The sequence below is a fragment of the Peptoniphilus harei genome, from assembly GCF_900454685.1.
In the GTDB taxonomy this organism is placed as follows: domain Bacteria; phylum Bacillota; class Clostridia; order Tissierellales; family Peptoniphilaceae; genus Peptoniphilus_A; species Peptoniphilus_A harei.
On the sequence record NZ_UATM01000032.1, the window covers coordinates 420,964 to 433,942 of the forward strand.

Genomic DNA, 12,979 nt, shown 5'->3' on the forward strand with positions numbered 1-12,979 from the left:
TACTTCCACTAGAGAGAAAGGAGGAAATCCCGCATGAAACAGTTTGGCATTCGTGGTAAAAGGATTCGCCCAAGTGACAAGGATTTAGTCTTTCATTTTACAGTAGCGTCCTTACTGCCAATTTTCCTGCTGGTTATCGGACTGTTTCATGTGAAGACAATCCAGCAGATTAACTGGCAGGACTTTAACCTATCACAAGTAGACAAGATTCACATTCCCTATTTAGTTATTAGTGTTAGTGTCGCAATTCTTGTCTGCTTGCTGGTGGCATTTCTATTCAAAAGATATAGATATGATACAGTAAAACAACTGTACCACCGTCAAAAGCTGGCTAAGATGGTACTTGAAAACAAGTGGTATGAATCGGAACAGGTCAAAACAGATGGCTTCTTCAAAGATTCGTCCAGTCGTACTAAGGAAAAGATAACCTACTTTCCCAAAATATTTTATCGCCTTAAAGATGGTTTAATACAGATGCGAGTGGAAATCACGCTAGGAAAATATCAAGACCAGCTCCTACACTTGGAAAAGAAATTAGAAAGCGGATTGTACTGTGAGCTGACGGATAAAGAGTTAAAAGATTCTTATGTGGAATATACCCTGCTCTATGACACCATCGCCAGTCGTATTTCTATTGATGAAGTCCAAGCCAAAGATGGCAAACTACGCTTGATGGAAAACGTATGGTGGGAATATGACAAGCTCCCTCACATGCTCATAGCTGGTGGTACAGGTGGCGGTAAAACTTACTTTATACTGACACTGATTGAAGCCTTGCTTTATACAGATTCTAAGCTCTATATTCTTGACCCAAAGAACGCCGACCTTGCCGACTTAGGCTCTGTGATGGGGAATGTCTACTACAGAAAAGAAGATATGCTCTCCTGCATTGACCGTTTCTATGATGAAATGATGGCACGAAGTGAAGCTATGAAAGAGATGGAAAACTATAAGACTGGCGAGAACTATGCCTACTTAGGACTTCCTGCAAACTTTCTTATCTTTGATGAATACGTGGCTTTCATGGAAATGCTGGGAAATAAAGAAAATACCGCAGTCTTAAACAAGCTCAAACAGATTGTCATGTTAGGTCGTCAAGCTGGCTTCTTTTTAATACTGGCTTGTCAACGTCCAGACGCAAAATATTTAGGCGACGGAATCCGTGACCAGTTTAATTTCAGAGTGGCACTTGGAAGAATGTCTGAAATGGGCTATGGCATGATGTTTGGCAGTGATGTACAAAAAGATTTCTTCTTAAAACAAATCAAAGGTCGTGGCTATGTTGATGTGGGAACAAGTGTCATATCAGAATTTTACACTCCCTTAGTACCAAAAGGTCATGACTTTTTGGAGGAAATAAAAAAACTAACCAACAGCAGACAGTCCACGCAGGCGACGTGCGAAGCGAAAGTCGCAGGTGTGGACTGATCTTGCTGGCTGGTGTGGCGATAGCCACGCCAGCACCTAACCCCCCGTATCTAACAGGGGGGTACAAATCGACAGGAAACAGTCAAAAAAATAGCAGAAAATTCTTTGGTTACAAGGAGTTTAGAAAATTTCGTGGTATGTCAAATGAGCTTCAATAGTTGACATACCTTTTTTAATTGGAGGGATTTAACTGAATGAACAAACTTTGATACAGCATTTAAAGGAAAAACGGTTGGCTTATGGGCTATCTCAAAACCGACTGGCTATTGCTACAGGCATTACAAGGCAATATCTTAGCGACATTGAAACTGGCAAGGTTAAGCCATCAGACGAGTTGCAACAATCCCTTTGGGAAACTCTGGAACGCTTCAATCCCGATGCCCCACTTGAAATGCTCTTTGACTATGTAAGGATTCGCTTTCCCACAATGGACGTACAGCATGTGGTTGAAGAAATATTGCAATTGAAACTTTCCTATTTTCTTCATGAAGACTATGGCTTTTATTCTTATTCAGAACATTATGCCTTAGGCGATATATTCGTTCTCTGCTCTCATGAGATAGACAAAGGTGTTCTGGTGGAATTAAAAGGTCGTGGGTGCAGACAATTTGAAAGCTATCTTCTAGCACAACAAAGAAGCTGGTATGAGTTCTTTATGGACGCTTTGGTGGCTGGTGGCGTGATGAAACGCCTTGACCTTGCCATCAACGATAAAACAGGGATTTTGAATATTCCCACACTGACGGAAAAATGCCTACAGGAAGAGTGTATTTCGGTGTTCCGCAGTTTCAAGAGCTATCGCAGTGGCGAACTGGTACGCAAAGATGAAAAGGAATGTATGGGAAACACGCTTTATATCGGTTCATTACAAAGCGAAGTCTATTTCTGTATCTATGAAAAGGACTATGAGCAGTACAAGAAAAATGATATTCCCATTGAAGACGCAGAGGTTAAAAACCGTTTTGAAATCCGACTAAAAAATGAGCGTGCCTATTATGCAGTACGTGATTTACTTGTCTATGATAATCCAGAGCATACAGCTTTTAAGATTATCAATCGGTATATCCGCTTTGTGGATAAGGACGATTCAAAAGCACGTTCCGATTGGAAACTCAATGAAGAATGGGCATGGTTTATTGGAAACAATCGTGAACGATTAAAGCTAACCACAAAACCAGAGCCTTACTCTTTCCAAAGGACACTAAACTGGCTATCTCATCAAGTCGCCCCGACCTTAAAGGTTGCTATTACACTTGATGAAATTAACCAGACGCAGGTTGTGAAAGACATTCTCGACCATGCGAAACTGACAGACCGACACAAGCAGATTTTAAAGCAACAGTCGGTAAAAGAACAGGACGTGATAACGACAAAAAAATAACTTAAATACAAATTCACTGCATACAGAAAGGAGAACATTTTTATGAATTTTGGACAAAACCTTTATAACTGGTTTCTATCAAATGCTCAATCACTGGTACTTTTAGCAATCGTTGTAATTGGCTTGTATCTTGGCTTCAAGCGTGAGTTTAGTAAACTGATTGGCTTTCTCATCATTGCGATTATTGCGGTGGGCTTGGTGTTCAACGCTGCTGGAGTAAAAGACATTTTATTAGAGCTATTTAATCGCATTATCGGTGCTTAAATTAAACCGTTATTTTGTGGAATATAAGTGGTTTTCTTATGTTCCGCAAAAGAATGGTACACCAAACGAAGTGCGGTAGGGATTTTTGAATCTCTACAAAGAAAGGACGTGAACACATGGACGATATGCAAGTCTATATTGCCAACTTAGGTAAATACAATGAAGGAGAATTAGTCGGTGCTTGGTTTACCTTTCCCATTGATTTTGAAGAAGTCAAAGAGAAAATCGGCTTGAATGATGAATACGAGGAATACGCCATTCACGATTATGAGTTACCCTTTACGGTTGACGAATACACTTCTATTGGCGAACTCAATCGCCTATGGGAAATGGTATCGGAGTTGCCAGAGGAACTACAATCCGAGCTATCTGCTCTGCTCACTCATTTTTCAAGTATTGAGGAACTAAGCGAACATCAAGAGGATATTATCATTCACTCGGATTGTGATGATATGGCAGATGTCGCACGTTACTACATTGAAGAAACTGGAGTATTGGGCGAAGTGCCAACCAGTCTTCAAAACTATATTGATTACGAATCCTATGGTCGTGATTTAGAAATTTCGGGAACTTTTATCACAACCAATTATGGGATTTTTGAAATCGTCTATTGAAAGGATTGATTCTATGAAGAAAATACGAAGCTATACCAGTATTTGGTCTGTTGAGAAAGTGCTGTACTCCATCAACGATTTTAGACTTCCGTTTCCCATAACCTTTACGCAAATGACATGGTTTGTCGTGTCACTCTTTGCAGTGATGATACTTGGCAACTTGCCCCCTCTTTCCATGATAGAGGGAGCATTTCTCAAATACTTTGGGATTCCTGTGGCTTTCACATGGTTTATGTCTACAAAAACTTTTGATGGTAAAAAGCCTTATGGATTTTTGAAGTCTGTCATTGCTTATGCACTGCGACCAAAGCTGACCTATGCAGGAAAAAAAGTAACGCTTGGCAGAAACCAGCCACAAGAAGCCATTACAGCAGTTAGGAGTGAATTTTATGGCATATCCAATTAAATACATTGAAAACAATCTCGTCTGGAATAAAGACGGGGAATGTTATGCTTACTATGAGCTTGTTCCTTACAATTACTCATTTCTAAGTCCAGAACAGAAAATACAAGTGCATGATTCTTTCAGACAGCTTATCGCACAAAATCGTGATGGCAAAATTCATGCTTTACAAATCAGTACAGAATCCAGCATACGTTCTGCACAAGAGCGTTCCAAAAATGAAGTCACTGGCAAGCTCAAAGCGGTTGCCTATGACAAAATCGACCAACAGACAGACGCTTTAATATCCATGATTGGCGAAAATCAAGTGAACTACCGTTTCTTTATCGGCTTTAAGTTGCTTCTCAACGATCAGGAGTTTTCTATGAAAAGTCTTACCGTTGAAGCAAAAAATGCTTTGTCTGATTTTGTCTATGATGTGAACCATAAGCTGATGGGCGATTTTGTTAGTATGAGTAATGATGAAATCCTGCGTTTTCAGAAGATGGAAAAGCTCTTAGAAAATAAAATCTCTCGTCGTTTCAAAATCCGCAGGTTAGATAAGGACGACTTCGGCTATCTGATTGAACACCTTTACGGACAGACAGACACTGCCTATGAAGAGTATGAGTACCATCTATCAAAGAAAAAGCTGGATAATGAAACGCTGATTAAATACTATGACTTGATTAAGCCTACTCGCTGTTTGGTGGAAGAAAAACAGCGATATTTGAAAATCCAGCAGGAAGATGAAACCGTCTATGTAGCTTACTTTACCATTAACAGCATTGTCGGAGAACTGGACTTCCCGTCCTCTGAAATCTTCTACTACCAGCAACAGCAATTTACATTCCCGATTGATACGTCAATGAATGTGGAAATTGTAGCGAATCGTAAAGCCCTATCTACTGTCCGCAATAAAAAGAAAGAACTGAAAGACTTGGATAACCACGCTTGGCAAAGTGATAATGAAACCAGCTCCAATGTGGCGGAAGCTCTGGAAAGTGTGAATGAGCTGGAAACCAATTTAGACCAAAGCAAGGAATCTATGTACAAGCTGTCTTATGTGGTAAGGGTATCAGCAAATGATCTTGACGAACTCAAACGTCGTTGTAATGAAGTGAAAGATTTTTATGACGATTTAAGCGTAAAACTGGTACGACCATTTGGGGATATGCTCGGCTTACATGAAGAATTTTTACCTGCCAGCAAGCGTTATATGAATGATTATATTCAATACGTGACCTCTGATTTCCTCGCTGGTTTAGGTTTTGGTGCTACTCAAATGCTGGGGGAAAATGAGGGGATTTATGTTGGCTACAGCTTAGATACTGGACGCAATGTCTATCTGAAACCTGCTCTTGCCAGTCAAGGGGTTAAGGGTTCAGTAACCAATGCGTTAGCGTCGGCTTTTGTTGGTTCGCTGGGTGGTGGTAAATCCTTTGCGAATAACCTTATCGTCTATTATGCGGTGCTTTATGGGGCACAAGCAGTGATTGTAGACCCAAAAGCAGAACGTGGCAGATGGAAAGAAACCTTGCCAGAGATTTCCCATGAAATCAATATCGTCACTCTGACTTCTGATGAGAAAAACAAAGGCTTACTTGACCCTTATGTGATTATGAAAAATCCCAAAGATTCTGAATCACTGGCTATTGATATTCTGACATTCCTTACGGGGATTTCCTCTCGTGATGGGGAACGCTTCCCAATCCTTAGAAAAGCCATTCGTGCAGTAACCAATAGTGAAGTACGAGGGTTGATGAAAGTGATTGAGGAATTACGGGTTGAGAATACGCCACTAAGTACCAGTATAGCCGACCATATCGAAAGTTTTACAGACTATGACTTTGCACATTTATTATTCAGTAATGGTTATGTGGAGCAGTCTATCAGCTTAGAAAAACAACTGAACATTATACAGGTTGCGGACTTGGTACTTCCCGACAAGGAAACTTCCTTTGAGGAATATACCACTATGGAGCTTTTATCCGTTGCTATGCTGATTGTCATTAGTACCTTTGCTTTAGACTTTATCCATACAGACCGAAGCATTTTCAAGATTGTAGATTTAGACGAAGCATGGAGCTTTTTACAGGTAGCACAAGGAAAAACACTATCTATGAAGCTGGTTCGGGCTGGTCGTGCTATGAACGCTGGGGTATATTTCGTGACCCAAAATACAGACGACCTCTTAGATGAAAAACTGAAAAATAACCTCGGCTTAAAATTTGCATTTCGTTCCACTGACCTTAACGAGATTAAAAAGACCTTAGCCTTTTTTGGTGTAGACCCAGAGGACGAAAACAATCAGAAGCGATTGCGTGATTTGGAAAACGGGCAATGCCTTATCAGTGATTTATATGGTCGTGTCGGTGTGATACAGTTCCACCCTGTATTTGAAGAACTGCTCCATGCCTTTGATACCAGACCACCTGTGCGAAAAGAGGTGTAAATGTGAAACCATCAATAGTAAACAGAATAAAATCAAACTGGACGCTGAAACGTCTAGGTAAAGTGGCAATGACAGTGGCTTTCACACTTGTGATTGCCATTTTTCTTTTAGCCATGCTGGGAACGGTGGTTCAAGCTGCGGGCTTGGTAGATGATACGGTCAATGTGGCAAATGAATACAGCCGATACCCACTTGAAAACTATCAACTGGATTTTTATGTGGATAATAGCTGGGGCTGGCTTCCGTGGAACTGGTCGGACGGGATTGGAAAACAGGTCATGTATGGACTATATGCCATTACCAATTTTATTTGGACAATCAGTTTGTATGTTTCCAATGCGACAGGTTACTTAGTACAGGAAGCCTATTCCTTAGACTTCATTTCCGCTACAGCAGATTCCATTGGTAAGAATATGCAGACCTTAGCTGGTGTGAGTGCAAACGGATTTTCAACAGAGGGTTTCTATGTTGGATTCCTCTTACTCTTGATTTTGGTTCTTGGGGTTTATGTTGCCTATACGGGACTGATAAAGAGAGAAACCACAAAGGCAATTCATGCCATTATGAATTTTGTGCTGGTGTTTATCCTATCGGCTTCCTTTATTGCCTACGCTCCCGACTACATTAAAAAAATCAATGACTTTTCATCAGACATCAGTAATGCCAGTTTATCACTTGGCACGAAGATTGTCATGCCCCATTCCGATAGTCAAGGCAAGGACAGCGTGGACTTAATCAGAGATAGCCTGTTTTCCATACAGGTTCAGCAACCGTGGCTACTGCTTCAATACAACAGTTCAGACATTGAAAGTATCGGTATTGACCGTGTGGAAAGCCTGCTCTCCACCAGCCCAGATTCCAACAATGGCGAAGACAGAGAAAAAATTGTTGCGGAAGAAATTGAAGACAGAAGCAATACCAATCTAACCATTACAAAGACCATTAACCGTTTAGGTACAGTCTTCTTCCTATTTGTCTTCAATATTGGGATTTCCATATTTGTATTCCTATTAACAGGAATCATGATTTTCTCGCAGGTACTTTTTATCATCTATGCTATGTTTCTGCCTGTGAGCTTTATTTTAAGCATGATTCCATCATTTGATGGTATGTCAAAACGAGCCATAACAAAGCTCTTTAATACCATTTTGACACGAGCTGGAATCACATTGATTATTACGACAGCATTTAGTATTTCAACCATGCTCTATACCTTATCGGCTGGTTATCCGTTCTTTTTGATTGCTTTTCTACAGATTGTGACCTTTGCAGGAATCTACTTCAAGCTGGGCGATTTAATGAGTATGTTTTCTCTACAGAGTAACGATTCTCAAAGTGTGGGAAGTCGTGTGATGAGAAAACCTCGTATGCTTATGCACGCTCACATGCACCGTCTACAGCGGAAACTTGGACGTTCCATGACTACTCTAGGGGCTGGGTCTGCCATTGTTACAGGTAAAAAAGGACAGTCGGGTTCGGGGAGTTCTGCAAGGACACAAGCAGATCACTCCCGACCAGACGGAAAGGAAAAATCAACACTTGGAAAACGTATCGGTCAAACCATCGGTACAGTAGCTGATACCAAAGACAGAATGGTAGACACTGCTAGTGGTTTGAAAGAACAGGTTAAAGATTTGCCGACCAATGCAAGATATGCAGTATATCAAGGAAAATCCAAAGTAAAAGAGAATGTCCGTGATTTAACCAGTAGTATTTCTCAAACCAAAGCGGACAGAGCCAGTGGACGCAAGGAACAGCAGGAACAAAGGCGAAAAACCATTGCGAAGCGTCGCTCTGAAATGGAACAGGTCAAACAGAAAAAACAGCCTGCTTCTTCTGTTCATGAAAGACCGACTACAAGACAAGAACAATATCATGATGAACAGACCTCAAAACAGTCTAATATTCAGACTTCATATAAGGAATCTCAACAAGCCAAACAAGAGCGTCCAGCAGTTAAGTCCGATTTTTCAAGTCCAAAAGTGGAACGCCAAGGCAATACCGTTCAAGAAAAAACCGTTCAAAAGCCAGCAACTTCAACCACTACAGCAGATAGAACTTCACAACGTCCAATCACAAAAGAACGTCCGTCTACTGTTCAAAGAGTACCACTACAAAATACAAGAAGTAGACCACCAATCAAAACCGCCACCATTAAGAAAGTCGGTAAGAAACCATGAAGTTGAAAACTTTAGTGATTGGTGGTTCTGGATTATTCTTGATGGTCTTCTCACTGCTTCTGTTTGTTGCCATTTTATTTTCAGATGAACAGGACAGCGGAATTTCCAATATTCATTATGGAGGTGTGAATGTTTCCGCAGAAGTGCTGGCTCATAAGCCTATGGTAGAAAAATATGCCAAAGAATATGGCGTTGAAGAATATGTCAACATACTTCTTGCGATTATACAGGTGGAATCGGGCGGTACTGCGGAAGATGTTATGCAGTCCTCGGAATCCCTCGGTCTTCCACCTAATTCATTGAGTACAGAAGAATCCATTAAGCAAGGTGTGAAGTATTTCAGTGAATTATTAGCCAGTAGCGAAAGGCTCAGTGTAGATTTAGAATCGGTTATCCAGTCCTACAATTATGGTGGTGGTTTCTTAGGGTATGTGGCTAATCGTGGAAATAAATATACCTTTGAACTGGCTCAAAGTTTCTCAAAAGAGTATTCAGGTGGCGAAAAAGTGTCTTACCCCAATCCCATAGCCATACCTATCAATGGGGGCTGGCGATACAACTATGGCAATATGTTTTATGTGCAACTGGTAACGCAGTATCTTGTCACAACAGAGTTTGATGATGATACGGTACAAGCCATCATGGACGAAGCACTGAAATATGAGGGCTGGCGATACGTTTACGGTGGAGCTTCCCCGACTACTTCTTTTGATTGTAGCGGACTGACACAATGGACGTATGGAAAAGCTGGAATTAACTTACCACGAACCGCACAACAGCAATATGATGTGACCCAGCATATCCCACTATCGGAAGCACAAGCTGGCGATTTGGTTTTCTTTCATTCTACCTATAACGCTGGCTCTTATATTACTCATGTTGGGATATACCTTGGCAATAACCGTATGTTTCATGCAGGCGACCCAATCGGTTATGCCGACTTAACAAGCCCCTACTGGCAACAGCATTTAGTGGGAGCAGGACGAATCAAACAATGAGAAAGGAAGATTTAATGATGAAATTTAGAAAAAATCAGAATAAAGAAAAACAGATACCAAAGGAAAAGAAACCTCGTGTCTACTATAAGGTCAATCCTCATAAAAAGGTTGTGATTGCCTTGTGGGTACTTTTAGGGCTTAGTTTCAGCTTTGCGATATTCAAGCACTTTACAGCTATAGATACTCATACTATTCACGAAACAACTATCATAGAAAAGGAATACGTTGATACTCATCATGTAGAAAATTTTGTAGAGAACTTTGCGAAAGTCTACTATTCATGGGAGCAATCCGATAAGTCCATTGATAATCGAATGGAAAGTCTAAAAGGCTATCTGACAGATGAACTTCAAGCTCTCAATGTTGATACAGTACGCAAAGATATTCCTGTATCGTCTTCTGTAAGAGGATTTCAGATATGGACGGTAGAGCCAACTGGCGACAATGAGTTTAATGTAACCTACAGTGTAGACCAGCTCATTACAGAGGGAGAAAATACAAAGACCGTCCACTCTGCTTATATAGTGAGTGTCTATGTAGATGGTTCTGGAAATATGGTACTGGTTAAGAATCCGACCATTACCAACATACCTAAGAAATCAAGTTATAAACCAAAAGCCATTGAAAGTGAGGGGACGGTTGATTCCATTACAACCAATGAAATCAATGAGTTTTTAACGACGTTCTTCAAGCTCTATCCTACAGCGACAGCCAGTGAACTTTCCTACTATGTGAATGACGGGATATTAAAACCAATCGGAAAAGAGTACATCTTTCAAGAACTGGTAAATCCTATTCACAATCGTAAGGATAATCAAGTCACGGTATCGCTGACAGTGGAGTATATCGACCAGCAGACCAAAGCAACGCAGGTATCTCAATTTGATTTGGTACTTGAAAAGAACGGGAGTAATTGGAAGATTATAGAATAACAAATATTGGTACATTATTACAGCTATTTTGTAATCACGTACTCTCTTTGATAAAAAATTGGAGATTCCTTTACAAATATGCTCTTACGTGCTATTATTTAAGTATCTATTTAAAAGGAGTTAATAAATATGCGACAAGGTATTCTTAAATAAACTGTCAATTTGATAGTGGGAACAAATAATTGGATGTCCTTTTTTAGGAGGGCTTAGTTTTTTGTACCCAGTTTAAGAATACCTTTATCATGTGATTCTAAAGTATCCAGAGAATATCTGTATGCTTTGTATACCTATGGTTATGCATAAAAATCCCAGTGATAAAAGTATTTATCACTGGGATTTTTATGCCCTTTTGGGTTTTTGAATGGAGGAAAATCACATGAAAATTATTAATATTGGAGTTTTAGCTCATGTTGATGCAGGAAAAACTACCTTAACAGAAAGCTTATTATATAACAGTGGAGCGATTACAGAATTAGGAAGCGTGGACAAAGGTACAACGAGGACGGATAATACGCTTTTAGAACGTCAGAGAGGAATTACAATTCAGACAGGAATAACCTCTTTTCAGTGGGAAAATACGAAGGTGAACATCATAGACACGCCAGGACATATGGATTTCTTAGCAGAAGTATATCGTTCATTATCAGTTTTAGATGGGGCAATTCTACTGATTTCTGCAAAAGATGGCGTACAAGCACAAACTCGTATATTATTTCATGCACTTAGGAAAATGGGGATTCCCACAATCTTTTTTATCAATAAGATTGACCAAAATGGAATTGATTTATCAACGGTTTATCAGGATATTAAAGAGAAACTTTCTGCCGAAATTGTAATCAAACAGAAGGTAGAACTGTATCCTAATATGTGTGTGACGAACTTTACCGAATCTGAACAATGGGATACGGTAATAGAGGGAAACGATGACCTTTTAGAGAAATATATGTCCGGTAAATCATTAGAAGCATTGGAACTCGAACAAGAGGAAAGCATAAGATTTCAGAATTGTTCTCTGTTCCCTCTTTATCATGGAAGTGCAAAAAGTAATATAGGGATTGATAACCTTATAGAAGTTATTACTAATAAATTTTATTCATCAACACATCGAGGTCCGTCTGAACTTTGCGGAAATGTTTTCAAAATTGAATATACAAAAAAAAGACAACGTCTTGCATATATACGCCTTTATAGTGGAGTACTACATTTACGAGATTCGGTTAGAGTATCAGAAAAAGAAAAAATAAAAGTTACAGAAATGTATACTTCAATAAATGGTGAATTATGTAAGATTGATAGAGCTTATTCTGGAGAAATTGTTATTTTGCAAAATGAGTTTTTGAAGTTAAATAGTGTTCTTGGAGATACAAAACTATTGCCACAGAGAAAAAAGATTGAAAATCCGCACCCTCTACTACAAACAACTGTTGAACCGAGTAAACCTGAACAGAGAGAAATGTTGCTTGATGCCCTTTTGGAAATCTCAGATAGTGATCCGCTTCTACGATATTACGTGGATTCTACGACACATGAAATTATACTTTCTTTCTTAGGGAAAGTACAAATGGAAGTGATTAGTGCACTGTTGCAAGAAAAGTATCATGTGGAGATAGAACTAAAAGAGCCTACAGTCATTTATATGGAGAGACCGTTAAAAAATGCAGAATATACCATTCACATCGAAGTGCCGCCAAATCCTTTCTGGGCTTCCATTGGTTTATCTGTATCACCGCTTCCGTTGGGAAGTGGAATGCAGTATGAGAGCTCGGTTTCTCTTGGATACTTAAATCAATCATTTCAAAATGCAGTTATGGAAGGGATACGCTATGGTTGCGAACAAGGATTATATGGTTGGAATGTGACGGACTGTAAAATCTGTTTTAAGTATGGCTTATACTATAGCCCTGTTAGTACCCCAGCAGATTTTCGGATGCTTGCTCCTATTGTATTGGAACAAGTCTTAAAAAAAGCTGGAACAGAATTGTTAGAGCCATATCTTAGTTTTAAAATTTATGCGCCACAGGAATATCTTTCACGAGCATACAACGATGCTCCTAAATATTGTGCGAACATCGTAGACACTCAATTGAAAAATAATGAGGTCATTCTTAGTGGAGAAATCCCTGCTCGGTGTATTCAAGAATATCGTAGTGATTTAACTTTCTTTACAAATGGACGTAGTGTTTGTTTAACAGAGTTAAAAGGGTACCATGTTACTACCGGTGAACCTGTTTGCCAGCCCCGTCGTCCAAATAGTCGGATAGATAAAGTACGATATATGTTCAATAAAATAACTTAGTGTATTTTATGTTGTTATATAAATATGGTTTCTTGTTAAATAAGATGAA

Annotated in this window: 11 protein-coding genes; all 11 read left to right on the forward strand. The window is 39.6% G+C overall.

Annotated elements, in window-relative coordinates:
• Window positions 1–33: 33 nt before the first annotated feature.
• Window positions 34–1,428 carry an FtsK/SpoIIIE domain-containing protein gene (locus DRZ96_RS03445; protein ID WP_002368310.1) on the forward strand — a complete coding sequence of 465 codons (1,395 nt, stop codon included), beginning with the start codon at window positions 34–36 and terminating at the stop codon, window positions 1,426–1,428.
• A gap of 205 nt (window positions 1,429–1,633) precedes the next feature.
• Window positions 1,634–2,809 (forward strand): MobT family relaxase, encoded by a 1,176-nt coding sequence (gene mobT / locus DRZ96_RS03455; RefSeq protein WP_002390710.1) that lies wholly within the window; start codon window positions 1,634–1,636, stop codon window positions 2,807–2,809.
• Between the two features lie 42 nt (window positions 2,810–2,851).
• Window positions 2,852–3,073, forward strand: coding sequence for a hypothetical protein (locus DRZ96_RS03460; RefSeq protein WP_001009056.1), 222 nt, complete (start codon window positions 2,852–2,854; stop codon window positions 3,071–3,073).
• 116 nt (window positions 3,074–3,189) lie between these two features.
• On the forward strand, window positions 3,190–3,687 hold the full coding sequence (locus DRZ96_RS03465; protein WP_002368312.1) for an antirestriction protein ArdA: 498 nt from the start codon (window positions 3,190–3,192) through the stop codon (window positions 3,685–3,687).
• A gap of 13 nt (window positions 3,688–3,700) precedes the next feature.
• Window positions 3,701–4,093: a conjugal transfer protein gene (locus DRZ96_RS03470; protein WP_000723888.1), complete on the forward strand. Its 393-nt coding sequence runs from the start codon at window positions 3,701–3,703 to the stop codon at window positions 4,091–4,093.
• A complete protein-coding gene (gene tcpF / locus DRZ96_RS03475; RefSeq protein ID WP_112889591.1) occupies window positions 4,077–6,524 on the forward strand; it encodes a conjugal transfer ATPase TcpF in 2,448 nt (815 codons plus the stop codon). Before DRZ96_RS03470 ends, tcpF begins: the two co-directional genes overlap by 17 nt.
• 2 nt (window positions 6,525–6,526) lie before the next feature.
• Window positions 6,527–8,704 carry a CD3337/EF1877 family mobilome membrane protein gene (locus DRZ96_RS03480; protein ID WP_000804748.1) on the forward strand — a complete coding sequence of 726 codons (2,178 nt, stop codon included), beginning with the start codon at window positions 6,527–6,529 and terminating at the stop codon, window positions 8,702–8,704.
• Window positions 8,701–9,702, forward strand: a complete 1,002-nt coding sequence (locus DRZ96_RS03485; RefSeq protein ID WP_000769868.1) for a bifunctional lytic transglycosylase/C40 family peptidase — start codon at window positions 8,701–8,703, stop codon at window positions 9,700–9,702. The genes DRZ96_RS03480 and DRZ96_RS03485 overlap by 4 nt, the downstream gene beginning before the upstream one ends.
• On the forward strand, window positions 9,699–10,634 hold the full coding sequence (locus tag DRZ96_RS03490) for a conjugal transfer protein (RefSeq protein WP_001224320.1): 936 nt from the start codon (window positions 9,699–9,701) through the stop codon (window positions 10,632–10,634). Before DRZ96_RS03485 ends, DRZ96_RS03490 begins: the two co-directional genes overlap by 4 nt.
• Before the next feature lie 274 nt (window positions 10,635–10,908).
• Entirely contained in the window at window positions 10,909–10,995 is an 87-nt protein-coding gene (locus DRZ96_RS03495; protein ID WP_011058339.1) for a tetracycline resistance determinant leader peptide, read from the forward strand.
• A gap of 15 nt (window positions 10,996–11,010) precedes the next feature.
• Window positions 11,011–12,930 carry a tetracycline resistance ribosomal protection protein Tet(M) gene (gene tet(M), locus DRZ96_RS03500; protein ID WP_000691736.1) on the forward strand — a complete coding sequence of 640 codons (1,920 nt, stop codon included), beginning with the start codon at window positions 11,011–11,013 and terminating at the stop codon, window positions 12,928–12,930.
• Window positions 12,931–12,979: the final 49 nt, after the last annotated feature.

Bases quoted from the DNA above. Each gene is read 5' to 3' on its own strand.
- DRZ96_RS03445 (WP_002368310.1), top strand. From the start codon at position 34: ATGAAACAGTTTGGCATTCGTGGTAAAAGGATTCGCCCAAGTGACAAG.
- DRZ96_RS03460 (WP_001009056.1), top strand. From the start codon at position 2,852: ATGAATTTTGGACAAAACCTTTATAACTGGTTTCTATCAAATGCTCAA.
- DRZ96_RS03465 (WP_002368312.1), top strand. From the start codon at position 3,190: ATGGACGATATGCAAGTCTATATTGCCAACTTAGGTAAATACAATGAA.
- DRZ96_RS03470 (WP_000723888.1), top strand. From the start codon at position 3,701: ATGAAGAAAATACGAAGCTATACCAGTATTTGGTCTGTTGAGAAAGTG.
- tcpF (WP_112889591.1), top strand. From the start codon at position 4,077: ATGGCATATCCAATTAAATACATTGAAAACAATCTCGTCTGGAATAAA.
- DRZ96_RS03485 (WP_000769868.1), top strand. From the start codon at position 8,701: ATGAAGTTGAAAACTTTAGTGATTGGTGGTTCTGGATTATTCTTGATG.
- DRZ96_RS03490 (WP_001224320.1), top strand. From the start codon at position 9,699: ATGAGAAAGGAAGATTTAATGATGAAATTTAGAAAAAATCAGAATAAA.
- DRZ96_RS03495 (WP_011058339.1), top strand. From the start codon at position 10,909: ATGCTTTGTATACCTATGGTTATGCATAAAAATCCCAGTGATAAAAGT.